The organism is Streptococcus sanguinis, assembly GCF_003943655.1.
GTDB classification, from domain to species: domain Bacteria; phylum Bacillota; class Bacilli; order Lactobacillales; family Streptococcaceae; genus Streptococcus; species Streptococcus sanguinis_F.
This window is the reverse complement of record NZ_RJMM01000010.1, coordinates 1-25,204: the sequence shown is the minus strand read 5'-3', so window position 1 is coordinate 25,204 and position 25,204 is coordinate 1. Positions and strand designations below refer to the sequence as shown.

The 25,204-nt window shown below is 45.4% G+C and carries 31 protein-coding genes; 28 read left to right on the top strand and 3 right to left on the bottom strand.

Annotated elements, in window-relative coordinates; genetic code table 11:
* Positions 1-7: 7 nt before the first annotated feature.
* The 13 genes from D8886_RS05750 (at position 8) to D8886_RS05685 (ending at position 9,768) form a co-directional block, all read left to right on the top strand.
* Complete coding sequence (locus D8886_RS05750) at positions 8-646, top strand: hypothetical protein (RefSeq protein WP_002901701.1); 639 nt, start codon at positions 8-10, stop codon at positions 644-646.
* Positions 647-840: 194 nt separating this feature from the next.
* Complete coding sequence (gene folP, locus D8886_RS05745; RefSeq protein WP_125434509.1) at positions 841-1,800, top strand: dihydropteroate synthase; 960 nt, start codon at positions 841-843, stop codon at positions 1,798-1,800.
* A gap of 1 nt (position 1,801) precedes the next feature.
* Positions 1,802-3,199, top strand: coding sequence for a bifunctional folylpolyglutamate synthase/dihydrofolate synthase (locus D8886_RS05740; protein WP_125434507.1), 1,398 nt, complete (start codon positions 1,802-1,804; stop codon positions 3,197-3,199).
* A complete protein-coding gene (gene folE, locus D8886_RS05735; RefSeq protein WP_002896758.1) occupies positions 3,180-3,734 on the top strand; it encodes a GTP cyclohydrolase I FolE in 555 nt (184 codons plus the stop codon). Before D8886_RS05740 ends, folE begins: the two co-directional genes overlap by 20 nt.
* Before the next feature lie 87 nt (positions 3,735-3,821).
* Positions 3,822-4,634 carry a 2-amino-4-hydroxy-6-hydroxymethyldihydropteridine diphosphokinase gene (gene folK / locus D8886_RS05730; RefSeq protein WP_125434505.1) on the top strand — a complete coding sequence of 271 codons (813 nt, stop codon included), beginning with the start codon at positions 3,822-3,824 and terminating at the stop codon, positions 4,632-4,634.
* A gap of 94 nt (positions 4,635-4,728) precedes the next feature.
* Positions 4,729-5,436 (top strand): ABC transporter ATP-binding protein, encoded by a 708-nt coding sequence (locus tag D8886_RS05725; protein WP_060976232.1) that lies wholly within the window; start codon positions 4,729-4,731, stop codon positions 5,434-5,436.
* A 1-nt stretch (position 5,437) separates the two neighbouring features.
* A complete protein-coding gene (locus D8886_RS05720) occupies positions 5,438-6,226 on the top strand; it encodes a lantibiotic ABC transporter permease (protein WP_125434503.1) in 789 nt (262 codons plus the stop codon).
* Positions 6,226-6,948, top strand: a complete 723-nt coding sequence (locus tag D8886_RS05715; protein ID WP_125434502.1) for a lantibiotic ABC transporter permease — start codon at positions 6,226-6,228, stop codon at positions 6,946-6,948. The genes D8886_RS05720 and D8886_RS05715 overlap by 1 nt, the downstream gene beginning before the upstream one ends.
* Before the next feature lie 12 nt (positions 6,949-6,960).
* Complete coding sequence (locus tag D8886_RS05710; RefSeq protein ID WP_125434501.1) at positions 6,961-7,659, top strand: response regulator transcription factor; 699 nt, start codon at positions 6,961-6,963, stop codon at positions 7,657-7,659.
* Complete coding sequence (locus D8886_RS05705) at positions 7,626-8,663, top strand: sensor histidine kinase (protein ID WP_125434500.1); 1,038 nt, start codon at positions 7,626-7,628, stop codon at positions 8,661-8,663. Before D8886_RS05710 ends, D8886_RS05705 begins: the two co-directional genes overlap by 34 nt.
* A gap of 296 nt (positions 8,664-8,959) precedes the next feature.
* The gene (gene relB / locus D8886_RS05695) at positions 8,960-9,163 is read left to right on the top strand and encodes a type II toxin-antitoxin system RelB family anti-toxin (protein ID WP_002896748.1); all 204 of its coding nucleotides are present in this window, start codon (positions 8,960-8,962) and stop codon (positions 9,161-9,163) included.
* Positions 9,160-9,324, top strand: coding sequence for a hypothetical protein (locus D8886_RS05690; protein ID WP_002928949.1), 165 nt, complete (start codon positions 9,160-9,162; stop codon positions 9,322-9,324). Before relB ends, D8886_RS05690 begins: the two co-directional genes overlap by 4 nt.
* Positions 9,325-9,333: 9 nt before the next feature.
* Positions 9,334-9,768, top strand: coding sequence for a hypothetical protein (locus D8886_RS05685; protein WP_125434499.1), 435 nt, complete (start codon positions 9,334-9,336; stop codon positions 9,766-9,768).
* A gap of 54 nt (positions 9,769-9,822) precedes the next feature.
* On the opposite strand, the gene D8886_RS05680 is transcribed toward D8886_RS05685, so the two are convergent.
* A complete protein-coding gene (locus tag D8886_RS05680) occupies positions 9,823-11,307 on the bottom strand; it encodes a DUF1846 domain-containing protein (RefSeq protein ID WP_125434498.1) in 1,485 nt (494 codons plus the stop codon).
* Between the two features lie 119 nt (positions 11,308-11,426).
* Positions 11,427-12,491, bottom strand: a complete 1,065-nt coding sequence (gene pepA / locus D8886_RS05675) for a glutamyl aminopeptidase (RefSeq protein WP_125434497.1) — start codon at positions 12,489-12,491, stop codon at positions 11,427-11,429.
* A gap of 170 nt (positions 12,492-12,661) precedes the next feature.
* On the opposite strand from pepA, the gene D8886_RS05670 reads away from it, so the two are divergent.
* Genes D8886_RS05670 through ytpR form a run of 3 tightly spaced genes read left to right on the top strand, consistent with a single transcriptional unit; the run spans position 12,662 to position 13,904 of the window.
* Complete coding sequence (locus D8886_RS05670) at positions 12,662-12,949, top strand: DUF4651 domain-containing protein (RefSeq protein WP_125342633.1); 288 nt, start codon at positions 12,662-12,664, stop codon at positions 12,947-12,949.
* Positions 12,946-13,281 carry a thioredoxin family protein gene (locus tag D8886_RS05665; protein WP_125434496.1) on the top strand — a complete coding sequence of 112 codons (336 nt, stop codon included), beginning with the start codon at positions 12,946-12,948 and terminating at the stop codon, positions 13,279-13,281. Before D8886_RS05670 ends, D8886_RS05665 begins: the two co-directional genes overlap by 4 nt.
* Positions 13,278-13,904 (top strand): YtpR family tRNA-binding protein, encoded by a 627-nt coding sequence (gene ytpR / locus D8886_RS05660; RefSeq protein ID WP_125434495.1) that lies wholly within the window; start codon positions 13,278-13,280, stop codon positions 13,902-13,904. The genes D8886_RS05665 and ytpR overlap by 4 nt, the downstream gene beginning before the upstream one ends.
* A gap of 80 nt (positions 13,905-13,984) precedes the next feature.
* Here the strand turns inward: ytpR and D8886_RS05655 are convergent, their stop codons facing one another.
* Entirely contained in the window at positions 13,985-14,572 is a 588-nt protein-coding gene (locus D8886_RS05655; RefSeq protein ID WP_125434494.1) for a hypothetical protein, read from the bottom strand.
* Positions 14,573-14,701: 129 nt separating this feature from the next.
* Between D8886_RS05655 and D8886_RS05650 the strand changes: the two genes are divergently transcribed.
* The 12 genes from D8886_RS05650 (at position 14,702) to groL (ending at position 25,066) form a co-directional block, all read left to right on the top strand.
* On the top strand, positions 14,702-15,097 hold the full coding sequence (locus tag D8886_RS05650; RefSeq protein WP_125434493.1) for a single-stranded DNA-binding protein: 396 nt from the start codon (positions 14,702-14,704) through the stop codon (positions 15,095-15,097).
* A 281-nt stretch (positions 15,098-15,378) separates the two neighbouring features.
* The gene (locus tag D8886_RS05645) at positions 15,379-16,365 is read left to right on the top strand and encodes a substrate-binding domain-containing protein (protein ID WP_125434492.1); all 987 of its coding nucleotides are present in this window, start codon (positions 15,379-15,381) and stop codon (positions 16,363-16,365) included.
* Entirely contained in the window at positions 16,365-17,678 is a 1,314-nt protein-coding gene (locus D8886_RS05640) for a sensor histidine kinase (protein ID WP_002896734.1), read from the top strand. The genes D8886_RS05645 and D8886_RS05640 overlap by 1 nt, the downstream gene beginning before the upstream one ends.
* Entirely contained in the window at positions 17,671-18,354 is a 684-nt protein-coding gene (locus D8886_RS05635; RefSeq protein ID WP_002896732.1) for a response regulator transcription factor, read from the top strand. Before D8886_RS05640 ends, D8886_RS05635 begins: the two co-directional genes overlap by 8 nt.
* A complete protein-coding gene (locus D8886_RS05630; protein WP_125342625.1) occupies positions 18,351-19,634 on the top strand; it encodes an ABC transporter substrate-binding protein in 1,284 nt (427 codons plus the stop codon). The genes D8886_RS05635 and D8886_RS05630 overlap by 4 nt, the downstream gene beginning before the upstream one ends.
* Positions 19,635-19,854: 220 nt before the next feature.
* Entirely contained in the window at positions 19,855-20,292 is a 438-nt protein-coding gene (locus tag D8886_RS05625; RefSeq protein WP_002919851.1) for a PTS sugar transporter subunit IIA, read from the top strand.
* A gap of 43 nt (positions 20,293-20,335) precedes the next feature.
* Entirely contained in the window at positions 20,336-20,830 is a 495-nt protein-coding gene (locus D8886_RS05620) for a PTS sugar transporter subunit IIB (RefSeq protein ID WP_002896729.1), read from the top strand.
* A gap of 27 nt (positions 20,831-20,857) precedes the next feature.
* A complete protein-coding gene (locus D8886_RS05615) occupies positions 20,858-21,703 on the top strand; it encodes a PTS mannose/fructose/sorbose/N-acetylgalactosamine transporter subunit IIC (RefSeq protein WP_002896728.1) in 846 nt (281 codons plus the stop codon).
* Complete coding sequence (locus D8886_RS05610; protein ID WP_002896727.1) at positions 21,687-22,541, top strand: PTS system mannose/fructose/sorbose family transporter subunit IID; 855 nt, start codon at positions 21,687-21,689, stop codon at positions 22,539-22,541. The genes D8886_RS05615 and D8886_RS05610 overlap by 17 nt, the downstream gene beginning before the upstream one ends.
* A 94-nt stretch (positions 22,542-22,635) precedes the next feature.
* Positions 22,636-22,926, top strand: coding sequence for a hypothetical protein (locus D8886_RS05605; protein WP_002901670.1), 291 nt, complete (start codon positions 22,636-22,638; stop codon positions 22,924-22,926).
* A gap of 212 nt (positions 22,927-23,138) precedes the next feature.
* Positions 23,139-23,420, top strand: a complete 282-nt coding sequence (groES, locus tag D8886_RS05600; protein ID WP_125342626.1) for a co-chaperone GroES — start codon at positions 23,139-23,141, stop codon at positions 23,418-23,420.
* A 23-nt stretch (positions 23,421-23,443) separates the two neighbouring features.
* Complete coding sequence (groL, locus tag D8886_RS05595) at positions 23,444-25,066, top strand: chaperonin GroEL (protein ID WP_125342627.1); 1,623 nt, start codon at positions 23,444-23,446, stop codon at positions 25,064-25,066.
* Positions 25,067-25,204 lie beyond the last annotated feature (138 nt).

Sequence of the window (25,204 nt, the reverse complement as noted above, 5' to 3'; positions counted from 1 at the left end):
AGAGAATATGCTGAAACTAGAGAAAATCATTCAATTGTTACTACTGGCTATGTTGTCTCAGACGGGACTGCTGCTCATGCTTCATCCAATGCCTCATCGCTTGGTCTTTAGTCAGGCTAATCTGCTTTTTATGGTGGGCTTGCTGGGGTTGCTTTTTTGTTGTGCCTTTTATTTTGCCAGAGAGCTGCAGGAAATCAAAGGTTCTCTGCGTCAGTCAAGCAATTGTCGACACTTGCTTTTCTTGTATTTTTTGATGATTTTGGTCAATGCTGCGGGGGTTCTTCTGCTGTGTGGTAAGGAGGTGCAGTCAGGTCAGGCGGTGGAGCAGATGCTGACGGAGAGTTTTCTGTCGTCTTCTCTTTTGCTTTTGGGGATTGACATCGCCGTCTTATCCCCTGCAGCACCGAAATTTGTTGACAGTGACTTCTCTCTTCGCTATCGGAAGAGCTGGGGGATTGCACTAGGTTTGCTCTGCTTTTCCCTTGCGAAAAATCCTCAGGAAACTCTGTGTTTTCTGTCCCATCTAGTTTTGGGACTAGTCTTTGCCCATCTCCTCAGGCCTTATTTTCAGCGTTTGGAGCTGTCTATGCTGGCCCATATTCTCAGAAATATGATTATTCTCAGCCTTTTACCCTTTTGCTTTTAGAAAGTGTTTTGTCAAATAGAAGAATTATGGTAAAATGGTAAATGAAACAAGGGGCTGGATAAGGTCTTCTTGTGAAGTCGAGTGCAGTTCATAGGACTGGATGCTGCATCTGCTGAGAGCTTTGCGGTACACTAGATGAGTGTGTCTTTTTTGTTGAAGAGCAGGGCAGCCGATAGAAATGAGATGAAAGTCAAATGGTGAATCTAAAAGCAATTGCTCCAGATGGCCGAACGGGCCTCTGTGGCATTATCAATGCGACGCCAGATTCCTTTTCAGATGGTGGGCGCTACAATACGGTTGAGACGGCATTGGCTCAGGCTAGAAAGCTGATTGCTGAGGGAGCTCACATGCTGGATATTGGTGGTGAGTCTACTCGGCCTCGGCCAGGCAGTCATTTTGTGGCTATTCAAGAAGAGATAGAGCGGGTGGTGCCAGTTATTGAAGCTATTCGTCGGGAAAGTGATATTGTGATTTCTGTAGACACTTGGAAGTCAGAAGTGGCTGCAGCGGCATTGGCTGCGGGTGCAGATATCATCAACGATATTACGGGTCTCTTGGGCGATGAAAAGATGGCAGAGACAGCTGCGGAATATGGCGCGTCAGTCATTGTCATGTTTAATCCAGTGATGGCTCGTCCTCAACATGCCAGCTCAAAAATTTTCCCAGAATTTGGCTTTGGTCCAGCCTTCACAAAGGAAGAGTTGTCTCTTTTTGCAGAGCTGCCGATTACAGAACTGATGTGGAAGTGTTTTGAGAAATCTTTGAAGGTGGCCGAAAATGCTGGCCTTTCGCGTGATAATATCATGCTGGATCCAGGGATTGGTTTCGGTTTGACCAAGCGGGAGAATCTTCTCCTTTTGCAGGAGCTGGATAGTCTCCATCAGGCTGGTTTCCCTATTTTTCTTGGGGTTTCTCGTAAGCGGTTTCTCGTTAGTATCTTAGAAGAAAACGACTTTGAGGTCAATCCTGAGACTCAGGAAGGCTTCGAAAACCGTGATACAGCTTCAGCCCATCTGACTAGCCTTGCGGCTAGCAGAGGCGTTGAAGTTGTCAGAGTGCACGAAGTGGCTAAGCACCGGATGGCTGCTGCCGTTGGCGATGCGATTCGTCTAGCGCAGCAGACAGAAGATCTCAATCTAGGTCAGTATAAGTAAGATGAAAAAACAAGAATTACCTGATTTAAGTTGGCTGGAAGCCTATCGGACAGCCAGTCCCCATTTTGGCTTGGAGCGGATGGAGCTTTTGCTGGAGTTGCGGGGCAATCCGCATTTGCAGCTGCCAGTCATTCATATCGCCGGGACGAATGGCAAGGGTTCAACCATTGCCCATCTGCGCCAACTTTTGGAGGTGCGAGACCTGCGTGTTGGCACCTTTACCTCTCCTTATCTGGTCAGCTACAATGAGCAGATTGCCATTAATGGCAATGAGATCTCCGACCAAGACCTTCAGAGATTACTTTCTATTTACCAAGAGCTTTTGGCCCAGCATGCGGCTGACTCTAGTTTACAGGGAGTGACTGAGTTTGAAATTGTAACTGCCCTAGCTTATGATTACTTTGTCCAGCAGCAGGTGGATGTGGCTATTATCGAGGTCGGCATGGGTGGGCTTTTGGATAGTACCAATGTCTGCCAGCCCTTACTGACTGCTATCACGACAGTTGGTTTGGATCATGTGGCCCTGCTGGGTGACAGTCTAGAGGCTATTGCCCAGCAGAAAGCTGGCATTATCAAGCCTGGAGTTCCCATTGTGACCGGTAGGTTGGAGCCAGAGGCTCTGGCAGTAGTCAAGCAAAAGGCTGCTGAAAAAGATGCTCCGCTCTTTTCTTGGTCTCAAGACTATCAAGTGGAACATCAAGTGTCAGAGAAGGCGGAGGAGAGCTTTTCCTTTTCGAATGCCTATCGGGCCAAAGACTCGTATCAAACAGCTCTGATGGGACTGCATCAGGCAGATAATGCTGGACTAGCTCTGCACTTGTGCGACCTATACTGTCAGCTGCAGTCGCTGCCCTTATTGACAAAAGCAGAGGTTGAGAGTGCTTTGCTTGCTGCTGTATGGCCTGGGCGTTTGGAAAGAATATTGGATCAGCCGCTTATTCTTCTGGATGGAGCCCATAATCCCCATGCCCTGCGGTCGCTAGCTGCGACACTGAACCAGCATTATCCGACTTATAAGAAGCACATTTTATTTGCTTGTATCCAAACCAAAGCCTTGAATGATATGGTGGAGCTCCTGCAAAAGATTCCCAAAGCAGCTATAAGCTTGACAGCCTTTGCCGATCCGCGGAGTTTTTCTAAAGAGAGTATGCAAGCCTTGGCTGAGCAGCAAAGCCTGTCTTACAAAGAATGGCCGGATTATTTAGCAGATTATTTAGCAGTAGAGCATGAGTCAGATGAGCTTTTGCTGATTACGGGTTCTCTTTATTTTCTAGCTCAGGTTAGAAAATCAATCCTTGAGAATCGCAAGTTAGACTTTGCTGAGCGTCCTTCTCAGTCAAGTCAGTTATCAAAAAATAAAAATGAACATAGGAGCGTATATGGACACGAAGAAAATTGAAGCAGCTGTTGCCCAGATTATTGAGGCGGTTGGAGAAGACGGAAGCCGCGAAGGTTTGCAGGAGACGCCACAGCGCATTGCTAAAATGTACCAGGAAATCTTTGCTGGCCTGGGTGAGACTGCTGAGGAGCATCTGGCCAAGTCTTTTGAAATCATTGACAATAATATGGTAGTGGAGAAGGATATTTTCTTTCATTCCATGTGTGAGCACCACTTCCTGCCATTTTACGGGAAGGTTCACATCGCCTATGTGCCTAATGGTCGGGTAGCAGGCTTGTCCAAGCTGGCCCGAACGGTAGAGGTCTATGCCAAGAAACCGCAGATTCAAGAGCGATTGACCGTAGAGATTGCTGAGGCCTTGATGGACTATCTGGGTGCTCAAGGGGCCTTGGTCTGGGTGGAAGCTGAGCATATGTGTATGAATATGCGAGGAGTCAGAAAGCCTGGCACTGCAACGGTTACTACAGCAGCGCGTGGCGTTTTAGCGACGGATAAGGATCTGAAAAATGAAGCTTACAAGCTGATGGGACATTGATCTTATCAGTGGTGGAGCATGTCAGGAAAGGCCAAATAGTTTTATTAAGGATGAAATCCAGAAACTTGAATCAGAAAGGACAAGAGAATGGATCAGCTGCGCATAAAGGATTTGGAAGTATATGCTTATCACGGTCTGTTTGGAGCAGAGAAGGAATTGGGCCAGCGTTTTGTGCTGGATCTGATTTTGGACTATGATATGACTCGGGCTGCCAAAACAGGCGACCTGACAGCTTCTATCCACTATGGAGAATTGGCTCAGGATTTGACCTACTGGTGTCAGGAAAGCAAGGAAGACTTGATTGAAACGCTGGCTTACAAGCTGATTGATCGGATTTTTCTGACTCATCCTTTGGTGCAGAAGGTCAGCTTGGAGGTCAAGAAGCCTTGGGCACCCGTGCCGCTGCCTTTAGAGACCTGCTCAGTCAAGCTGGTGCGTCAAAAGCGGAAAGTCTTTATCGCTCTGGGCAGCAACCAAGGCATCCCAACTGCCAATCTGGATGCTGCTCTGGAAAAAATGGCAGAGCAAAATATAAGAGTTTTGAAGGCATCAAGTCGTATCGAGACGGAGCCTTGGGGTGGGGTTGAGCAGGATTCGTTTCTCAATCAAGTTGTTGAAATTGAGACTTGGCTCAATCCGGAGGAGTTAATGCAGACGCTGTTAGCTATCGAAGCGGATTTAGGGCGCGTGCGGGAAATCAAATGGGGACCCCGTGTGATTGATCTGGATATTCTTTACATAGGACAAGAAGAGTTATACAGTCCAAACTTGATTGTTCCTCATCCTTATGTGGCTGAGCGGGCTTTTGTCTTGCAATCTCTGGTGGAAATCGCTCCACACTTTGTCGATCCCGTGCAGAAAAAAAGCATCCGCCAGCTCTGGGATGCGGTTGAAAAATGAGAAAAGAAACTTGTCGCAAGGCAAGTTTTTTTATTGTCTGAACTTTCTCTGAACTTGCCCCTGTATACTAAAGAAAAATCAAAAGGAGTTCAATATGGAACATATGGTGAAAATAGAAGGAGTCTGCAAAAAGCATGGCAGCAAGCAGATTTTAGAAGATATTTCTTTTACAGCTAGAAGCGGGCGGATTACAGCCTTTCTGGGCCCAAATGGTGCTGGTAAAAGCTCGACCTTGAGGATTCTCTTGGGGTTAGATCGGGCGACAGCAGGGACGGCGACTTTTGATGGGCAAACCTATCAGTCAATGACCTATCCGCTCAGAACGGTAGGTGCAGCCTTTGACGGCATTGGCGGTCTGCCAAATCGAAAGGTTTATGACCACCTGAGGATTATTGCGGCGAGTAATGCTATTCCCAAGTCTCGGATCGATGAGGTTTTGGAGATGACTGGAATCGCTCATAAGAGGAAGGACCTCTTGTCAAGCCTGTCTTTGGGAGAAGGTCAGCGGTTAGGTTTGGCCGCAGCTTTGCTGGGTGATCCTCAGTTTCTTATATTAGATGAGCCGACTAATGGCCTGGATCCAAGTGGGATTAAGTGGTTTAGAAAGTTCATCCGTCAGCAGGCTGATTTAGGGAAAACGGTACTTCTATCTTCTCATATCCTATCAGAGGTGCAAATGGTGACAGATGATGTAGTCTTGATTCATCATGGGCGAATTATTGAGCAGGGACGATTGGAAGAGGTGCTGGAAGATTCAGACAGTCTAGAAGAGATCTTCTTTGATTTGACAGAGGAGGTTTAAGATGAAAGAAACGATGTCTTTATTGCATTCAGAATGGTTGAAAATTCGCTCAACCAAGGCTTTCAAAGTGAGTATGGCCTTCATGCTGCTCTTGGTGCCTGCCGTATCCTGGCTGGAGGGTCGACAGTATTTATCTGTCGGCTTGGATGCCACGCCTGAGACGGTTCCCGGCCTGGCAGAAGCCATTGACCCGCTGGAATATCTAGGCCTCAATGGTGCCTCTATGGCAGGCATGGTTTTGGTCATTTTAGCTGGAATTTTGGGAGCTATGGAATTTCAGTCTCATAGCTTGAGAACCAGTCTTTTGACCTGTAATAACCGCCTGAAGTTGCTTGTGGGGAAACTCATGACCTTTGCTTGCTTTTCTCTTGCCAGTAGCTTTTTATCAATCTACTGTAGTTATATGGTCATGCATCTGGCTTTAGGAAAGGAAGGGCTTAATCCGATTCTGCTCAATCAGGCTGCTTGGAGTCTGATTTTGTGGAAAACCTTATCTCTAACCCTATTAGGAATCCTTTCATTTTTGTTAGGTTTATTGGCTCGGACCATGCTAGTTCCTCTGCTTTTTCTCGTGCCACAGATCTATAATCTAGGAAACTACCTGGCAGCTCACACGAGTTGGGGAGCTTATCTGCCACAACCAGCAGGAGAGTTGTTTGCGGCAACGCCAACTTCCCAATATGCCAACAATCCCTTACAAGGACTGTTGATACTTGGCGTATGGTTACTAGTCATCGGCGGCATGACCTCTCTGCGCTTTTTGAAGACGGATTTAGGAGGGCGATACTGATGATAAAAGCTCTACTTAGAAGTGAATGGATTAAGTTCCGTTCTTACTATTTCGCTCTTGGTGCCGCCTTGGTGGCTCTGGTAGTCGTTCCTTTTTTTCTGATGAATCTTGACTATAGTCAGACAGTAGTTGGCCAGACAAAGGCTCTGAGTGAGGCTTTACATGCCCTCTATCTGGCGCAGCCTGTCATCGTCATCTTTACTTCGCTCTATTTTGCCCAGGAGTTTGTCAAGTCTGGGATGCGAACGAATTTTCTAGCCGTATCAAATAGAAAGGCTTGGTTGGCTGGGAAATTCCTTTTTCTGGCCTTGCTGCTCTTGGCTCTCTACAGTGTCATGATAGGCAGCTGTTTCCTTGTTATGCTGGCTCGTTTTAACCTAGACTTTAGCTGGTCCTTATTGGGGAAATTCCTTTATTACAGCTCTTTTGGTCTTCTCAGCAATCTTTTTCTGGCTTTTTTAACTGCCGGCCTCGCTTTTCTATTTCAATCTTGGGTTGTGCCGGTGTCGGTGCTCTTTCCTCTCTTGATTGGTCTCAGTCGTTTGTTGGCAACGTTCATCAAGGAAGCAAAATACCTGCCCGATCTGGCTACCCTAAATCTCTTTGAGTATGAAGGGCTTCAGCATTCAATAGATTTATCAGGTCTGGGGATACAGCTGTTCTGGCTAGCTTTGGTTTGGAGCTCTGCTATATTCTTAAGCTTGAAACGAGATGTTCGCTAGAGGTATGCTATAATGGAAATTATGAGACAGTATCGTATTTTGGTGGTTGATGACGACCGGAGCATTTTGAAGCTGGTGAAAAACGTCCTAGAGCTCGATGCTTATGATGTGACGACGCTTGATCGGATAGAAGAGCTAGAGCTGACGAATTTTGTCGGATATGACTTGATTTTGCTAGATGTGATGATGGAGCCTGTTAATGGTTTTGAGCTGTGCTCCTACATTCGTCCTCATCTTTCGTGTCCCATCATCTTTCTGACGGCTAAGGAGTTGGAGGCGGACAAGGTGGAAGGGCTCTTTCGTGGGGCAGATGACTATATTGTCAAACCTTTTGGGACCAAAGAATTGCTGGCGCGTGTCAGAGCTCATCTTCGTCGGGAGGAAAGACGTGAGGAGCGCTATTCTGAAATTACTTCTTGTCAATTTTATCCAGAGCGCTATGAAGTTGCCTGTTTTGGTAAAGTCTTGAAATTTTCAGAGCGAGAGTTTAAGTTGCTACATTTACTAGCTAGCAATCCCAAGCAGACCTTTTCAGCTGAACGCCTGCATACCTTGCTTTACCCAGAAAGCTCAGAAACACAGCTTCGCTCTATTTCAGAATACGTATATCAGATTCGCCAAAAATGCAAACAAGAAGGGCTGCAAGCAATCGCAACAGTGAGAGGAGTAGGCTATAGATGGCAATTAGAACCCGAAATTTCAAAAGCCTAGTCTGGACAACCAGTTTAAAAATCGTCTTCTTTCATGTTTTGATTTTTGTACTTATAGGCTATGAATTTACGCAAGGAAGTAATCACGTTCTTTTCACCTTGTTCTTTTGGGCAGGGAGCTTGCTGCTGATTACTTTTTATCATATTTTGAAATTGCTCCGAAAAATCGACAGGGAAATAAAAATGCTAAAGAGCGAGAAGCTTTTAGAAGAAAATCAAAGTCAGCTTTTTCGGATTGAGGAAATGCTAGAAGTCTACAGCGATTTACGGAGCAGCCACCAAGATAATGCTCGTCTTCTAGAAAGAGAGCAGCAGCATAATCAGGAGTTGATTTTACAGCTATCAGCGACATCGCACGATTTGAAGACGCCCCTAACTGTGATTAAGGGGAATGCTGAGCTCTTGGAATTGGCGCAGTTGGGCTATCCACAGGCAGAATATGCTGCTGAGATTTTGCAGGCCAGTCACAAGATGGAAGAGTATTGTGGCTCTTTGATTGATTACGCTAAGACTTTTCAGATTGATTCTAATCAGTTCAGTCAGCTTTCCTTAGGGGACTTTTTGGCTAATCTCCAGGACGACTGGGCACTGTTCAGCAAACAGGGAAGCTATCGTTTTTCTCTCCAAGAAGATTGTGAGCTTAGTCTGATTTTGTCGATTCATTTGGACTATCTCAAGCGAGCTTTGCTCAATATCTTACTAAATGCACTTGAACATGCTGACCAGGATCAAAAGGAAGTCAAGCTAACGGTATCAGTTCAGCAGGACCAGTTGGTTTTTGCTATCTGGAACAACGGCCCTTCATTTTCAGAGGAGATGCTGCTGGGAGCGGAACGGCTCTTTTACCAGAGTGACCAAAGCCGCAATTCAGCTAATCCCCATCATGGTATCGGCTTAGCCTTTTCTAAGCAGGTAGCTCTCTTGCACGGTGGTCGTCTGACCCTGCTCAATCCAGACCAAGGAGGAGCCTGTGTCGAGTTGACTGTAGCTTTAAAAGGCAAATAACAAAGGAAATCAATAAAGATGATAAAAGAGAGTGGGACAGAAATCGGTAATTCGTTAGAATTCGATTTCGTCGTCCCGCCTCCGCACAGTTGAGTAGGGCTGTAAAAGCTGATGAAATCAGCGTAATAGAGCCCACTCAACCACTGCGTCTTGCTCGACAATCCAAAGACAATTGAGAGGCTAGGACTTTTGTCCCAGCCTCTTTTTTGCCGCTTTCTTCTTGACAAAAGATGTAAAGGAGGCTATACTATATTTGAAAAGTAAAGTTTGTTTTACATTATGAAAAGGAGGCAGCCTTGGAAAATCGAATTCAAGAATTACGAAAAAGAAAAAAGCTCAGCCAGGAGGAGTTGGCTGAGAAGCTAGAGGTCACGAGACAAACGATTATTTCTTTGGAAAAGGGGCGCTACAATGCTTCGCTGCTTTTGGCTCATAAGATTGCATCCTTTTTCAATTTAAGGATTGAAGAAGTTTTTCTCTTTGAGGAGGATGAATCATGAAATGGACTTATTTGTGTAAATGGCTATTGGCTATTTTGGTGGTGGTTGGCTTATCTTATTTCCATTTCACCACCAATTTTATCCCTAAGGAAATCCTGCCTTTTGTGGGAATTATTCTAATTGTAGTGATCTTGAAAATTTTTCAAGCGTATGAAAAATAGGAGGCTGATATGGAAACACTAACGAAACAAGAATTTCGGAAAAAACTTCAAAGGAAAGTTATCGTGGGGCGTATCTTAATCTTTATCATCTTGGTAGGACTGGCCTGGAGCCATTTTCATTCTCTGGATGATCAGCAGGAAGGAGTCATGGTCGGCATACTGCTGGGGCTTTCTTTGATGACCATTCGGTATAATCTGGCCTTAAGACGGGAAGAAAATTTTGATAAGCTCTACATTCAGGTGACTGATGAGCGCAATCGCATGATTGACGAAAAGACTCGTACTTTGCTTTTCAATATCCTTTTGCTGCTGGCAGCGTGCTTGAGTGTCCTGTCCATGATTTTCCCAATCATCTTAAGTCTCAATCAGTTTCTGACCTTGAACATTATTCTGGTTTTGGGGCTTTACTATCTTTTGCGCTTTCTCTTGTCTAAGCGTTATTAACAAAAAAAGCTGGCAGAGCCAGCTTCCTCAACAAGCTTTTAACAGAGCTTGTTTTTATTTTCTATAGAGTCGATCATACTGGTAAACGGGGTCCATGGTTACATGGATGCCCAACTTACGCAGGACGTTTTTGTCTTCATCTGTCAGAGTGACAGTGGAGTGGGCCTCGCTGCCCTTGAGATTGCCGAGTTGTTGCATGGCATTTGCCGCATCTTGATTTTCCATGGCCGTGATAGCTAGAGCAATCAAGATTTCATTGGAGTGAAGACGCGGATTGCGGCTGCCCAGATGATTGATTTTCAGGCCTTGGATTGGCTTGACATACTCAGGCTCAATCAGCTTGGTCTCTTTGGCAATATTGGCTAATTTCTTAATGGCATTAATCAATACAGCTGCCGTAGGACCAAATAGTTCAGAGGTTTTACCGGTTACGATTTCACCGCTTGGCAATTCCAAGGCCAGAGCTGGCTCGCCAGTGCTTTCAGCCTTGGCACGCGCAGCAACTGTTACCTTACGATCCAGCGGTGTAATGCCCAAGTCGTTCATCAAGAGTTCGATTTTCTTGACAGCAGATTCAGAAACGCGCTCCGCCTTGAAGTCCAGAATAGTCTGGTAGTAACGACGGATGATTTCCTGTTGAGATGCCTCGATAGCCGCATCGTTGTCTACAATGGCAAAACCGACCATGTTGACGCCCATATCCGTTGGAGAAGCATAAGGTGATTTGCCTAGGATGCGCTCCAGCATGCGCTTAAGGACTGGGAAAATTTCAATATCACGGTTGTAGTTGACTGTAGTCTTGCCATAAGTTTGCAGATGGAAAGGATCAATCATGTTGACATCGTCGAGGTCTGCCGTCGCTGCCTCATAGGCTAGATTGACCGGATGGTGCAGGGGAAGATTCCAAACTGGGAAGGTTTCAAACTTGGCGTAGCCTGATTTGATGCCATTGATTTGGTCGTGATACATATTGGATAGGCAAGTAGCTAATTTACCAGAACCAGGACCAGGTGCGGTAACAACGACTAGATTACGGCTGGTTTTGATGTAGTCGTTTTTCCCCATACCTTCAGGTGAGATGATATAGTCCATGTCAGTCGGATAGCCCTTGATCGGGTAGTGGATGTAGGAGGCGATGCCATTCTTTTCCAGCTGGCTACGGAAGAGGTCAGCTGCCGGCTGGCCGGAATACTGGGTGATGACCACTGAGCCTACATAAATATCCAGCTCGTTAAAGGTATCGATTAGTCGCAGAACTTCCTGGTCATAGGAAATGCCCAAATCGCCACGCGCCTTAGAGTGCTCAATGTTGTTAGCATTGATAGCAATGACAATCTCTACTTGGTCCTTGAGCTCTTTGAGCAATCTGATTTTATTGTCCGGCTCATAGCCTGGCAGGACACGGGCAGCATGGAAGTCTTCCAGCATTTTACCACCGAATTCCATGTAAAGTTTGCCCTCAAATTGATTAATGCGTTCCAAGATATGGTCGCGCTGCAGGTTTAAGTATTTCTCAGAATCAAAAGCAATTTTTTTCATGTATATTTTCACCTCTGCTAAGCATTATAACAAAATTTTCTTCAAATTGGAAAGTTGAAAGGGAAAGTATCAGACAAAAGAGATAGCAGCCCGAATGAAGAACGGGCTGCCTTTTGAAATTAATAGTTGGTAATCGTGTCCACCGTTGAGCGATCCAGTTTTTTGACCAAAGCTTGCAGGAAAGCTTGGGCTTGCAAGAAATCGTCCATGGCATAGAGAGTTTGGTGAGAATGAATGTAGCGGGCACAGACACCAATGGTAGTAGATGGGACACCGCCGCTTTGGAGATGGGCAGCACCAGCGTCCGTTCCGCCCTTGCCGCAGTAGTATTGATACTTGATGCCGGCTTCCTCAGCAGTTGTCAAGAGGAAGTCCTTCATAGCTGGCAGCATGAGATGACCAGGATCAAAGAAGCGAATCAGCGTTCCATCGCCGATGGCTCCTTGACCGCCATAGATGTCGCCCGCTGGGGAGCAATCCACAGCCAGAAAGACCTCAGGAGCAAATTTTGTTGTTGAAGCATGAGCACCACGCAGGCCAACCTCTTCTTGAACATTGGCACCTACATAGAGTTGGTTGCCTAGTTTTCGACCAGACAAGGCTTGAGCCAATTCGCTGACCATAAGGACGCCGTAGCGGTTATCCCAGGCTTTGGAGATGATATTTTTACCGTTAGCTGTGAGAATAGCAGAGCTGTCTGGCACGATCGTGTCTCCTGGACGGATGCCGTAGCTTTCAGCTTCTGCCTTATCCGCAAAGCCTCCGTCAAAGACGATATCAGCAATTTGTGGCATAACTGGTCCGCCAGATCCGCGTGTCAGATGAGGAGGGACAGAGCCTGAGATAAGTGGGATTTCCCGACCTTCACGGGTAAAGAGTTTGAAGCGTTGGCTGCTAACGACCAGGGGGTTCCAGCCGCCGATTTCCACCACGCGGAAGGTCCCGTCCGGCTTAATCTCGCTGACCATAAAGCCAACCTCATCCATGTGGGCCGCTACCAACAAACGGGGAGCATTTTCAGCTTCTGCATGGCGTATCCCAAAGATGCCGCCCAGACCATCAGTGACGACCTCATCGACATGGGGAGTGATTTTATCCCGCAGGTAGCTACGAACAGGTGCCTCGTGACCTGAAATGGCAGAAAGTTCTGTTACTTCCTTGATTTTTGAAAATAATGTTGTCATAAACTTACCTTCTTTCTGCCCCCTATTTTATCACTTTTTGCGGTAAATGAGTAGGGAAATCTTATAGCTTGCCTGAATCAACAGGACTGCCCATTCAAGAATCCAGCTTCTCCCAGGAAAATCTGGAATATTGTTTGTCGCCTCTGCTCTTTTGTGTTAAAATATTCTACATGAAAGCTAAAAAAATCATTTTAACCACAACCGCCCTTTTGGGGGCTGGAGCGCTGGCTTTTGGGGCAGCCAAAGTCGTACAGGAACAGAAAAGACTGCGTAATCGGGAGGAAATCGTCGAGCTTGTGCGAGATTTCTTTTCCAGTCAGGGTAGTATTTCCTGTCTCTATGTCAAGCTCTATGAGTCCACAGATGACCGCTTGGTTGGAGGTCTGGTCTTAGAGGACGACCGTCATTTCACCTTTGTCTATGAAAATGGTCAGCTAAGCTACGAGGAAGAAGTATGATTGTTCCTGTAAATATAGAGGAATTGGCTTCTTATGTCAATGATGGGGAGAAGACTGTCTTCTTTTTCACGGCTGACTGGTGCGGAGATTGCCGATTTATCAAACCTTTTCTGCCAGAGATAGAAGGGGAAAATCCTGACTATCGCTTTATCCAAGTGGACCGTGATGCCTATCTGGATCTGGCCAAAGAGTGGGACATTTACGGGATTCCCAGCTTAGTAGTGCTGGAAAAGGGACAGGAGATTGGCCGTCTGGTCAATCGTGAACGCAAGACCAAGGGTCAAATCAATGAATTTTTAGCTAGTATAAGAGAAAAAGGGAGCGTAAAATGATTTTTACCTATAATAAAGAATATGTCGGTGATGTGCTGATGGTTATTGTTGCGGACAATCAAGGAGCTAAACTGGCAGCTGAGCGCAAGGGACGAGTGGCGCGTGTTTACCGTGAAGACAATGGCCAGACAGTAGCTTGGAATATTTTTGAGCAGTCAGACCTTTTTGAAATTGCAGAGCGCGGACAGGTCTTTTTGACAGATGAGCAAGTGGCCATTCTCAATCAGGAGTTGAGCAAGGCAGGCTTCCCAGCGGACTTGGTTAATGACAGCCAGCCAAAGTTTGTGGTTGGAGAAATCGTTGATATGGTAGCTCATCCAGATAGTGACCACCTGAATATCTGCCAAGTGCAGGTAGCTGCTGATAAGACTGTTCAAATCGTGGCCGGTGCTCCCAATGCTAAGGTTGGCCTCAAAACAATTGTAGCTCTGCCAGGTGCCATGATGCCTAAAGGGAATTTGATTTTCCCAGGAGAACTTCGAGGCGAAAAGAGTTTTGGTATGATGTGCAGCCCACGGGAACTTCAGTTACCTAATGCGCCTCAAAAACGCGGCATCATTGAATTAGCCGATAGCGAACTAGTTGGAACCGCCTTTGACCCAGCCAAACATTGGCAGGGATAAAAATAAGGATTCAACATCATAAAAAGCTCAGAATTTCTGAGCTTTTTTGTTAGAAACTTATGTCTCGTGCCCGCGTTTTCTCAAAAGAAGACGCTGTCGCTATTACTTTGCGAATCGGTTGTCGACTGAGGAGTGGCTGTGGGGCTCTGGCTCGGAGAGCTGTATTTGTATTGGTAGATAAGGCTGTTGAGGCCGTGGTCTTCCAATACTTTGAGGCGCTTTCTCTTGAAAACAATACCGATGAGCTGGCTGTCAGGATAGGCATAAATTTTGTGGCGGGGATGGTTAAAGGCTGCAAAGTCATGGAAGCCCTCCTCCATCCAAAGACTAATCTCGGATTCTTGACTGTCTCGACTGTAGCGAGCATGACTAATCTGCTGCATAGGAATGCAGTAGGTGGCAGCTGATAAGAGTCCGCTATAATGGTAGGTTACATATTCGTGGTCAAAGGAGAGGATAGTCGCATGAATGGTTAGTCTGCAAATAGCAAAGATAAGGAGCAGTAAGAAGAAAGCAGCAACCATTAGACTAAGGAAAAAGAAACTGGTGTCTTTGTAGGGGTTGGAGCTAGTCAGGTAGTCTACGGCAGCCAAGGCGGAAAAACCTCCGAACCACAGAGAAATCAGAATAAAAAGAATATTTTTCACAGGCGAATGTTTAATGGTCATCGGAGCCTCCATTATACAAATCTAGTAGGAAAGGGGCAGAAACTGCAACTTTCCTTTTTATCTATACTATACCATATTTTTTTTCACTTTTTGCCTCCTATTACGAATGATAAGTTAGGAGGATATAAAATGTATAATAAAGTAATTGTAATCGGCCGACTGACGGCTACGCCTGAACTGCACAAGACTGCGAATGAAAAATCTGTGGCCCGCGCAACGGTCGCGGTTAATCGCCCTTATAAATCTCAGAACGGTGAGCGTGAGGCGGATTTTGTAAATGTGGTTGTCTGGGGGCGCCTAGCTGAGACTTTAGCCAGCTATGCAAGTAAGGGCAGCTTGATTTCTCTGGATGGTGAGTTGCGGACTCGTCGCTATGAAAAGGAGGGGGCCACTCATTATGTGACAGAGGTGCTTTGTCATAGCTTCCAGCTGCTGGAAAGTCGGGCTCAGCGCGCTCTGCGTGAAAATAACAGCGGAGCTGATTTGGCAGATTTAGTATTGGAAGAAGAGGAACTTCCCTTTTAAGCAAGAAGCAAAGAGTGGGAAATGACCCAGCTCTAAAAAAATCATTATTCAGTTTTGCAGGATGCAAGCTCTGTTTGACTGAAAGTCTCTTTCTATCAAGCTTATAAAAGTTTAATTATGATTACTGAGGTGGGACCAAGAATCAAAAATCATGAATTTTTTAGATTCTGTCTCGCCTCTTTTATTATGGCTATTTCTGGAAAGATTTTGCTTTTTGGTGGCTTTGTAATATAATAATCCTATATGTTTCATAAAGGTGCTTGCGGCGTAGGAGGTGAAAAATGGTATCAGCTAAGGTCAAAAGACGGATACGGCATTATCAAAAGAAGGCTCTCTGGCCGCTTTTCATTCTGCTTATCTTGGGTTTGCTTTTTGTTTATTTCAAGGGCGTTCTGCCAGATGAGAAGCAGGTCAAGATTGGGGTGACTTACATGACCATGAACAATGACTTTTACAAGACCTTAAATGCGGAGCTGGAGAAGAAAACCAACCAGCAGGGCAGCAGGCTCTACGTTCGGGATCCTGAGCTGGATGAGGGCAAGCAGAGCCAGCAGATTGACTTTTTTATCCGAGAAAATGTTGATGTCATTGTTATCAATCCGGTGAAAAGCAATAGTCCAAGTATCATTTCCTCTCTTCAAAAGGCTAAGAAAGCTGGGATTAAAATCATCGTAGTGGATGCGCCTATCAGTCAGGATGTAAAAGTGGATACGACCATTGTGTCTGATAACTACCAAGCAGGCGTCCTGATTGCCCAGGACATGATGAAGCGTCTGCCTTCTGCCAATATTCTCCTTCTAGAGCACCGCAATGCCGTCTCTGCCATGGATCGGATTCAGGGATTTATTGATACGATTGAAAATCAGCCCAGCTACAAGATTGTTTCCCAGAAAGAAACACTAGGCCAGACTGAGGAAACCATGCCACAAGTCAAAGGGGCTCTAGACGAAGGTTTGGACTTTAATGTGGTTATGGCGCTTAATGACCGGGCAGCCATCGGGGCCTTGGCTGCTATTAAAAATCAAGGCCTTGATAAGAAAATCTCAATCTATGGCGTGGATGGTTCACCAGATATCAAAAACTTTCTGGCTACGACTAGCGATATAGAGGGAACCGTAGCCCAATCGCCCATTCAGATGGGACGCAAGGTGGCACAGGTAATTGAGCTGATGCAGGAGGGGAAATCCTACGACAGCCAATACCTGATTCCAGTTCATCTGGTTAATAGAGATAATATCAGTCAATACACAGTTACAGGGTGGCAATAATGAGACCTCAAAAAAGTATATTTTACAGCAAAATAGCCTTGATGGTCATCAATCTGGTTGCCATTGTCTATAATGCGTCCATCTATCTCTTTGCGACCAACTATGTAGCTGCTAAGGGCTTCAGTCACTCGCTTTTGGAGCGTTTGGATGCTATTCCGGGCTCTCCCAGCTTGATTTTCTGGGTATCAATTAGCCTCTATGGTAGTTTGCTTTTAGTCATGTACTATCGCGAGCGCCACCCCAATCAGCTGTCCGTCTATGACAAGGCGACTATTATTGAAATCCTGCTCATGCTGGTCATCTTTTCCGTCTTGCACTCGTCCTACAATGGCTTGATCCTCTTGGTGTTTGCGGATATTTTCTATGGCTCTAAGGAGTTCAATTCTTCCAAGGACAAGAAGTACTGGTTTTCTTTCATTATTTTGAGCTTTGGCATGCTGCTCTTGTCCAACTATGACCTCATGTCGCTCTTTATCAAGTTGCCTTCTCTAGATACCTATATTCGGTTTTACCCAGAGTCCGTCCGGTTGTTGCTGCTTTTTGGCAAGAACTTTCTCTACTCCCTCAATATCGTTGTCTTTATGATTTCCTTGCTCTTCTATATCTTGTCGGCTATTACAGAGCGTCATCGGATTGAGGAAGAGCTGCGCATGGCTTCTCAGGCCAATCGCGAGTTGAACTCTTATCTGGCCTTGTCTGAAAAAATAGCAGAAGACCGAGAGCGGAAGCGGATTGCCAGAGAGATTCACGATACATTGGGCCATGCCCTAACGGGAATTTCAGCGGGTATTGATGCGGTCAAGGTCTTGGTTGATATTGATACCAATCGGGCTAAGGAGCAGCTCAATAATGTCTCAGTCGTCGTTCGAGACGGTATCCGTGATGTCCGAGGCTCGCTCAATAAAATGCGGCCGGGAGCTCTGGAAAATAACACTTTGAAGGAAGCTCTGATTAAGATTATCCGTGAGTATGAAGCCATCTCCAATTTGGAGATTCATCTCCGTTACGAATGGGATAATATTGACTTGGATATCGCCAAGGAAGACATTGTCTTCCGGGTGATTCAGGAGTCTATTACCAACTCTGTCCGCCATGGGCATGCCAAGACTATCTGGATTGAGTTGCTGGAGGAAGAGTCCTATGTAATGACCATTCAGGATGATGGTGTTGGTTTTGATGAACTCCACTATGGCTATGGCCTCAAGCAGATGCAGGAGCGCCTAATGATTATTGGCGGAAGCGTCCGATTTGAAAATCGGGACGGTTTCTACACGCATATCGAAATCCCAAAAATAGGAGGAAGACATGATTAAGGTTTTAATAGCAGACGATCAGGCCTTGATTCGCGAGTCTCTGCAAATCATCCTGTCTGCCCACGCAGATATTGAGGTTGTCGGGACAGTCGGAGACGGCAAGGAAGTGCTGGAAAAGCTTCATCGGGTGCGCCCAGATGTGATTTTGATGGATATTCGCATGCCAGTCATGGACGGTGTTCTCTGTACCAAGGCTGTCAAGGAGCAGTATCCAGATGTTAAGATTATCATTCTGACGACCTTTGATGACGATGAATTTATCTTCTCCGCTCTCAAATACGGTGCGTCTGGTTATATTCTCAAAGGGGTTTCGACAGAAGAACTTCACGAAGCTATTCAGACAGTCTATCGAGGCGGAGCTATGATCAATCCCAATATTGCCACCAAGGTCTTCAAAATCTTTTCACAGATGGCTCAGTCCAACTTTGCTATCACAGTGACGGAAGAAAATATAGAGGACATGAGCCGGACGGAGTGGAAGATTATCCAGCAGATTGGCTTTGGGATTTCTAATAAAGAAATTGCAGCCAAGCTCTTTCTATCAGAAGGGACAGTCCGAAATTACCTGTCAGGCATCCTAGCCAAGCTCAACTTGCGTGACCGAACCCAGCTGGCTATCTGGGCTGTGCAGACCGGAGTCACCCAGAGAGATTTTAGTAAGGAAAGCGACAAATGAAGTGGAGATTGAGACATTTGGCCCTACTGGTTGTCCTGATCATATCTGTTGCTCTGGCTTTTGTCTTTTGGGCTTCAGCTCAGGAAAAAGTCCTTCGTATCGGGGTCTATGCTGGCTCTAGCTGGGATGTGCCTAACAGCCGCGAAAACAAGGTCTTGGACAGCCTGATTAAAAAATTTGAAAAGACGCATCCTCATGTCAAGGTCGTCTACGAAAGCGGTATTCCCAAGGATGATTACGCTGACTGGCTGGCAGAGCAAGTCCTGAGAGGCGAACAGCCAGATCTCTTTACGGTACCGGAAAACGACTTTAGCATGTTGGCTTCGACTGGCGCGCTCAAATCCTTGGATACCCTCCTAACGGATGATGAACGAACAGCCTTTTATCCGGTGGCTTATGAAGCTGGGCAATATCAGGGGGTCAGCTATGCTCTTCCAGTTGAGAGCAATCCTATCATGATGTGTGTCAATAAAGACCTGCTTGAAAAAGAAGGAATTAGCATTCCTGAGTCAGGTTGGACCCTGGCGGATTTCTATGAGATTTGCAAGAAAGTGACAAAGGATACTAATGGTGATGGTATGGTGGACCAGTACGGTATAACAGATTACACTTGGCAGCAAGCTCTGGTAGCTTATGGCGGCCATCTTACCGATAAATCCGGTATCAATGTAGACAGTTCAGAGATGCACCAAGCCTTGGCCTTTATGAGCAAGCTAGATATGCTCAGCCAGCACTATAAGGTGACTTCTAATGATTTTGATGAGGGGCGGGTGGCCTTCTACCCCATGAGTTTGGCCCAGTATCGGACCTACAAGCCCTACCCTTACCATGTTGCCAAGTATTCTAGCTTTTCTTGGACCTGTATCCCGATGCCGACAGCCAATAGCCAGGTGATGGGAACACAGGTCAAGACCTCGCTCTTTGCCATGTCTTCCAATACCAAGCAAGAAAAGTTAGCTTGGGAATTTATGCTCTTGTTATCACAGGACAAAGAAAGCCAACAGGCTCTATTTGAGAAATCGCAAGGGACCTCGGTCTTGCCATCTATAGTGAAAAGCCAGCAATCTAGAGAAATCTTACAGGCTGATGATTTTGGCTTGGATTCCTTGACTTCTGAGAGGCTAGACCACATGATGAATCGCTCTATCATTGACATCAGTCTAGAAGTAGACCGTCATACGATGGACCGGATGGACTATCTGATTCAAAATGCTATGCAGAATCAAGAGATTGACAGTGCCCTACCGAGCATTCAAAGAGAAATAGAAAGCGGAAAATAATCTGCTTTCTTTTTTATTTCTAATTAAGCCAGAAAAAAGCACAGTTGACTAGACCAATATGACAAATGTCATATTTTTCCTAACAAATGTCATCTGGGCAAAGTGACATTTGACAATATGAAACCGGTTCCATATTCTGTACAATAAAATCATCAATAAATCCTTCGTCATCTAAAGCCTGACTTGGCTAAGAAATTGAAGGATAAAGGAGGCAGGAAAGATGAAATACCTTGTACTGGTCAGCCATGGGGGACTGGCTGCAGGCGTACAGAGTTCCTTGAAGATGTTTGCCGGAGACAAGACGGATCAGGTGATTGCGGTCGGTCTTCAGGAGGGCAAGTCAGTTGATGATTTTGCAGTTGATTTTACTCAGGCCTTGTCTGGCTTAAGCGCTGATGACAGTGTCTTAGTTCTGGCTGATATTGTAGGAGGCAGTCCTCTGACGACAGCAGCTAGCGTCTTAGCTGACATGGGTAAGCTTGACTCAGCAGTTATCTTGGGCGGTTTGAACCTGACCATGGGACTGACTGGCTTGGTTATGAAAGACATCTTGGACGGAAAAGAGCTGGCTCAGGCCATCCTTTCCGAGGCTACAGCTGCTTTGCAGGAATTTGAAGTCGTAAGCGATGCAGCTGACGAAGATGAAGATGACATTTAGTGCTTCCGCTATACATTATAAAAGATAAAAGGAGATTTTAAAGATGACAGTATCATTTGTACGGATTGACGACCGCATGATCCACGGTCAAACAGTCACTCGCTGGGCTAAGGAATACCCATGTGATGGCCTTATTGCAGTTAATAATGCTGCGGCAGGGAACAAGGTTTTGATTCAGGCCTATAAAGGAGCTTCTGATAAGAAGACTTTTGTTTGGACCAAGGAAGCCTTCAAGGAAAAATCAGGCAAGGTCACAGAGTCAGACAGTCGCTATTTCCTCATTACAAAAAATCCTGTGGACATGAAGGAAATATTAGTGGACCAAGGTTTTGTACCTGGGGATGTTAAGGAAATCATCGTCGGTCCTGCTAATGACCGTCCGGGGGCTGTTAAGCTGGGTAACAACCAGTCCATCACACAAGAAGAAGCAGAAGCGATTGAGGCGATCGAAAAAGCTGGCTACAAAGTCAAATTCCAGCTCTTACCAGATGTTTCCATCGGTTACTGGAGCGATTTCAAGTCTAAATTTGGTTTTTAATTACAATAATGAAAAGGAGAGTCTATTATGACAATTTCTTGGCTGCAAGCCGCTTTACTGGGTCTTTTTGCTAGTTTAGCTTCTATGCCTGGTATGGGTGGTTCTAGTATTGGTAACTACACTCTGGGACGTCCTCTGGTCGGAGGCTTGATTAGTGGCTTGATTCTTGGAGATTTAAAAACAGGGATTATGGTTGGGGTAGCCCTTCAGGTCCTCTATATCGCTCTGGTAACACCAGGTGGTACAGTTTCCGCTGACGTGCGGGCGATCTCTTACATTGGGATTCCTCTCGCAATCTTGTTTGTTCACTCTAAAGGAATCACGTCTGAATCTGCTATCGCTGCAGCAGCTGCACCAATCGGAGCAGCAGTTGGTACTATCGGTACAGTTCTCTTCTATGGAACAGCTACTACAAACTTGCTTTGGCAACATATTGGTTGGAAAGCTGTTGAAAAAGGCGAATTCAAAAAGCTTTACGCTGTTGACTGGGTCTATCCTTGGATTTCCCACTTTGTCTTCTCTTTCCTTCCAACCATGATCATCACGAAGTTTGGTCCGAATATGGTTGAACTGATGAAAACCCACCTGCCAATGGATGGCTTCATCATGAAATCCCTCTTTACAGTCGGAGCTCTTCTCCCATGTGTCGGTATTGCCATTCTCTTGAAACAAATCGTTACCAAGGCTGCTGACTTTATCCCATTCTTTGTGGGCTTCACCTTGGCTAAGTCACTTGGTCTTAATTTGGTTGCCAGTGCAGTTGTTTCATTGATTTTTGCAGTAATTTACTATGAATTGGAAGTAATCAAATCAGCTCGAGTAACCGCGCCGGCTGGTGGAGCTGATTTTGATGACGATGAGGAGGATATCTAAGATGGCTGAAAGAAAGAAAATAACTAAAAAGACTTTAGCGAAATCATTCCACCATTGGTACTATGGTCATTTGACTTGCTTCTCTCAAGAGCACATGCAGACTTTCGGCTACTTGACCTCTATGCTGCCAATCGTGGAAGAACTCTACAAAGACAAAGCTGAGCAGAAAGAAGCTATGCAGACCTATACAGCTTTCTTCAACACAGAACCTCAGCTTGGAGCTTTGGTAGTGGGGATTACAGCTGGTTTGGAAGAAGCGCGTGCCAATGGTGACGCTGTTGACGGCGAAACTATCAATGGTATGCGTGCCGGTCTCATGGGACCTATCGCAGGTATCGGTGACTCTTTGGTTGTTGGAACTTTGATTCCAGTTCTGCTGGGGATTGCCCTTGGACTCTCTAAAGGTGGAAATCCTATCGGCGCTCTCTTCTACATCCTTGTCTGGAATGTTCTCATCTATGGCGGTATGCGCTTTGCCTACTTCAAAGGCTATGAATTAGGGGACAAGGCGGTAGAATTCCTTGTAGGACCTAAAGGACAGGCGCTTCGTAAGGCAATCAGTGTCATTGGTGGTATGGTTATCGGGGCAGTTGCTGCAACTTGGGTATCTGTAACGACTTCATTAGAGCTGAAAAATGCTGATGGCGAAGCTTTCCTGAAGTTGCAAGAAAAGATTGATGGTGTTTATCCAGGTCTCTTAACAGCTGGCTTTATCACGCTTTGTTGGTGGCTGATGGCCAAGAAAAAAGTATCACCAAACCTCGTTATGCTCCTCTTGGTTGTCATTGCTTTGATTGGTGTAGCGCTTGGCATCTTTGACCCTCAACTTAAATACTAATTCTCGCTCAATTTTAGGCTGGCAGTAAGTCCGATTTGCTGCTAGTCTAATATAAATTTGTTTGAGCAGAGTAAAAGAAAGAACGGAGAAGATCATGACAGAACAAGAATTGATTCAAGGCTATGAAACAGAAATTCACTACCAGAAGCATATGATTGAAAATCTAGGACGCTGGTTCAGTCTCTTCTTTGCCATTGCCAGCATCGGTCTTGTTCTGATTTATCTCTTTCATGAGACCAATCTCCTAGCACTTATTGCAGGAATCGTCCTAGCTCTACTTGGTATCTTAGCCATGCTTTTGTTTGGCTATGGTATCTATAGAGGACGCCTAAATCTGCAAAAAGTGATTGATGATTTTGAAGCAAAACTAAAACTTGCAAGATAGACATTCCCCCTAAAGACAAGTCTGAGAGAATTTTAGCTCGGACTTGTTTTTTATTTCTTTGACTTTGGGAGCAAGTAAATCAAAAAAATAAAATTTTTCTTTCATCTAGCCGGTTTTTTTCTTGACTATTTCTGACCAAGTGATAAAATAATAACTATAGATTAGCACTCTATAGTTTAGAGTGCTAAAAATTCAATCTTTGGAGGAAAACTATGTTAAAACCATTAGGAGACCGTGTGGTCTTGAAAGTAGAAGAAAAAGAGCAGAAAGTTGGCGGATTTGTCATTACAGGCAACGGCCAAGCAGCGACTAAGACAGCAGAAGTTGTCGCAGTCGGTCAAGGCATTCGTACTTTGAACGGTGAGCTGGTAGCCCTGAGCGTTAAGGAAGGGGACAAGGTTCTCGTAGAAAGCCATGCAGGCGTGGAAGTCAAGGACGGAGATGAAGCTTATCTCTTAGTCAGTGAAGCCAATATCCTAGCAGTTGTCGAGTAAGAGTAGAAGAGAGGAATGATAAAATGGCAAAAGATATTAAATTTTCAGCAGATGCAAGAAGCAGTATGGTTCGTGGAGTTGACATCTTGGCGAATACTGTCAAGGTAACTTTGGGTCCTAAAGGCCGCAATGTCGTTTTGGAAAAATCCTTTGGCTCACCGCTTATCACCAATGACGGTGTAACCATTGCCAAGGAAATCGAACTGGAAGACCATTTTGAAAACATGGGCGCTAAGCTGGTTTCAGAAGTTGCTTCAAAGACCAACGATATCGCTGGTGACGGAACAACTACAGCAACTGTTTTGACACAGGCTATCGTCCGCGAGGGGATTAAAAATGTTACAGCTGGTGCTAATCCAATCGGTATCCGCCGCGGTATTGAAGCAGCCGTTGCAACAGCTGTTGAAGCTCTGAAATCTAACTCAGTTCCAGTTTCTAACAAGGAAGCTATTGCTCAGGTTGCTGCCGTATCTTCTCGCAGCGAGAAAGTCGGTGAATATATCTCTGAAGCTATGGAAAAAGTTGGAAATGACGGTGTCATTACTATCGAAGAGTCCAAAGGAATGGAAACTGAGCTGGATGTAGTTGAGGGGATGCAGTTTGACCGCGGCTACTTGTCTCAGTATATGGTAACCGACAATGAAAAAATGGTAGCCGAACTGGACAATCCTTACATCTTGATTACTGACAAGAAAATTTCTAACATTCAAGAGATTCTGCCATTATTGGAAAATATCTTGAAAACCAACCGTCCGCTTTTGATTGTTGCAGATGATGTGGACGGAGAAGCTCTGCCAACGCTGGTTCTTAACAAGATTCGCGGAACCTTTAATGTCGTAGCTGTCAAGGCACCAGGCTTTGGCGATCGTCGTAAGGCTATGTTGGAAGACATCGCTATCTTGACGGGCGGTACAGTGATTACAGATGATCTTGGCCTAGAGCTCAAAGATGCTACGATTGAAGCGCTTGGACAAGCTTCTAAAGTCACTGTTGATAAGGACAGCACTGTGATTGTGGAAGGCTCAGGAAATCCTGAAGCTATTGCCAACCGTGTGGCAGTCATTAAGTCACAGATTGAAAGCAGCACTTCTGAGTTTGACCGTGAAAAACTGCAAGAACGTCTGGCTAAATTGTCCGGTGGTGTAGCTGTGATTAAGGTTGGAGCTGCAACCGAAACAGAACTTAAAGAAATGAAACTCCGCATAGAAGATGCCCTTAATGCAACCCGTGCAGCGGTAGAAGAAGGAATCGTCTCTGGTGGTGGTACGGCCTATATCAACGTACTGGACGCTGTTGCAGATCTTGAGTTGGCAGGGGATGAAGGGACTGGACGTAACATTGTTCTTCGCGCCTTGGAAGAGCCTGTTCGTCAAATCGCTCTGAATGCAGGCTTTGAAGGTTCAATTGTCATTGACCGTCTGAAAAACTCTGAAGCTGGTACAGGTTTCAATGCAGCGACTGGCGAATGGGTTAACATGATTGAGACAGGAATCATTGACCCAGTTAAGGTGACCCGTTCAGCCTTGCAAAATGCCGCTTCTGTTGCCAGTCTTATCTTGACAACCGAAGCAGTGGTGGCTAATCAACCAGAACCAGCTAGCCCAGCTCCAGCTATGGATCCAAGCATGATGGGCGGTATGATGTAGAAAATAACGGATTATATATTCGTATAAATTAGGTATAATCTTTGTCTTATATTTATCAATTAGAAAACTGAGCAGATTTGTTCAGTTTTTTTAGTATGACTAGTTATGTAGGTTTTTTTAGTATGACTAGTTATGTAG

Excerpts from the sequence above, each read along its gene's own strand:
- D8886_RS05750 (WP_002901701.1), top strand. The coding sequence starts at position 8 with ATGCTGAAACTAGAGAAAATCATTCAATTGTTACTACTGGCTATGTTG.
- folP (WP_125434509.1), top strand. The coding sequence starts at position 841 with ATGGTGAATCTAAAAGCAATTGCTCCAGATGGCCGAACGGGCCTCTGT.
- D8886_RS05740 (WP_125434507.1), top strand. The coding sequence starts at position 1,802 with ATGAAAAAACAAGAATTACCTGATTTAAGTTGGCTGGAAGCCTATCGG.
- folE (WP_002896758.1), top strand. The coding sequence starts at position 3,180 with ATGGACACGAAGAAAATTGAAGCAGCTGTTGCCCAGATTATTGAGGCG.
- folK (WP_125434505.1), top strand. The coding sequence starts at position 3,822 with ATGGATCAGCTGCGCATAAAGGATTTGGAAGTATATGCTTATCACGGT.
- D8886_RS05725 (WP_060976232.1), top strand. The coding sequence starts at position 4,729 with ATGGAACATATGGTGAAAATAGAAGGAGTCTGCAAAAAGCATGGCAGC.
- D8886_RS05720 (WP_125434503.1), top strand. The coding sequence starts at position 5,438 with ATGAAAGAAACGATGTCTTTATTGCATTCAGAATGGTTGAAAATTCGC.
- D8886_RS05715 (WP_125434502.1), top strand. The coding sequence starts at position 6,226 with ATGATAAAAGCTCTACTTAGAAGTGAATGGATTAAGTTCCGTTCTTAC.
- D8886_RS05710 (WP_125434501.1), top strand. The coding sequence starts at position 6,961 with ATGGAAATTATGAGACAGTATCGTATTTTGGTGGTTGATGACGACCGG.
- D8886_RS05705 (WP_125434500.1), top strand. The coding sequence starts at position 7,626 with ATGGCAATTAGAACCCGAAATTTCAAAAGCCTAGTCTGGACAACCAGT.
- D8886_RS05690 (WP_002928949.1), top strand. The coding sequence starts at position 9,160 with ATGAAATGGACTTATTTGTGTAAATGGCTATTGGCTATTTTGGTGGTG.
- D8886_RS05685 (WP_125434499.1), top strand. The coding sequence starts at position 9,334 with ATGGAAACACTAACGAAACAAGAATTTCGGAAAAAACTTCAAAGGAAA.
- D8886_RS05680 (WP_125434498.1), bottom strand. The coding sequence starts at position 11,307 with ATGAAAAAAATTGCTTTTGATTCTGAGAAATACTTAAACCTGCAGCGC.
- pepA (WP_125434497.1), bottom strand. The coding sequence starts at position 12,491 with ATGACAACATTATTTTCAAAAATCAAGGAAGTAACAGAACTTTCTGCC.
- D8886_RS05670 (WP_125342633.1), top strand. The coding sequence starts at position 12,662 with ATGAAAGCTAAAAAAATCATTTTAACCACAACCGCCCTTTTGGGGGCT.
- D8886_RS05665 (WP_125434496.1), top strand. The coding sequence starts at position 12,946 with ATGATTGTTCCTGTAAATATAGAGGAATTGGCTTCTTATGTCAATGAT.
- ytpR (WP_125434495.1), top strand. The coding sequence starts at position 13,278 with ATGATTTTTACCTATAATAAAGAATATGTCGGTGATGTGCTGATGGTT.
- D8886_RS05655 (WP_125434494.1), bottom strand. The coding sequence starts at position 14,572 with ATGACCATTAAACATTCGCCTGTGAAAAATATTCTTTTTATTCTGATT.
- D8886_RS05650 (WP_125434493.1), top strand. The coding sequence starts at position 14,702 with ATGTATAATAAAGTAATTGTAATCGGCCGACTGACGGCTACGCCTGAA.
- D8886_RS05645 (WP_125434492.1), top strand. The coding sequence starts at position 15,379 with ATGGTATCAGCTAAGGTCAAAAGACGGATACGGCATTATCAAAAGAAG.
- D8886_RS05640 (WP_002896734.1), top strand. The coding sequence starts at position 16,365 with ATGAGACCTCAAAAAAGTATATTTTACAGCAAAATAGCCTTGATGGTC.
- D8886_RS05635 (WP_002896732.1), top strand. The coding sequence starts at position 17,671 with ATGATTAAGGTTTTAATAGCAGACGATCAGGCCTTGATTCGCGAGTCT.
- D8886_RS05630 (WP_125342625.1), top strand. The coding sequence starts at position 18,351 with ATGAAGTGGAGATTGAGACATTTGGCCCTACTGGTTGTCCTGATCATA.
- D8886_RS05625 (WP_002919851.1), top strand. The coding sequence starts at position 19,855 with ATGAAATACCTTGTACTGGTCAGCCATGGGGGACTGGCTGCAGGCGTA.
- D8886_RS05620 (WP_002896729.1), top strand. The coding sequence starts at position 20,336 with ATGACAGTATCATTTGTACGGATTGACGACCGCATGATCCACGGTCAA.
- D8886_RS05615 (WP_002896728.1), top strand. The coding sequence starts at position 20,858 with ATGACAATTTCTTGGCTGCAAGCCGCTTTACTGGGTCTTTTTGCTAGT.
- D8886_RS05610 (WP_002896727.1), top strand. The coding sequence starts at position 21,687 with ATGAGGAGGATATCTAAGATGGCTGAAAGAAAGAAAATAACTAAAAAG.
- D8886_RS05605 (WP_002901670.1), top strand. The coding sequence starts at position 22,636 with ATGACAGAACAAGAATTGATTCAAGGCTATGAAACAGAAATTCACTAC.
- groES (WP_125342626.1), top strand. The coding sequence starts at position 23,139 with ATGTTAAAACCATTAGGAGACCGTGTGGTCTTGAAAGTAGAAGAAAAA.
- groL (WP_125342627.1), top strand. The coding sequence starts at position 23,444 with ATGGCAAAAGATATTAAATTTTCAGCAGATGCAAGAAGCAGTATGGTT.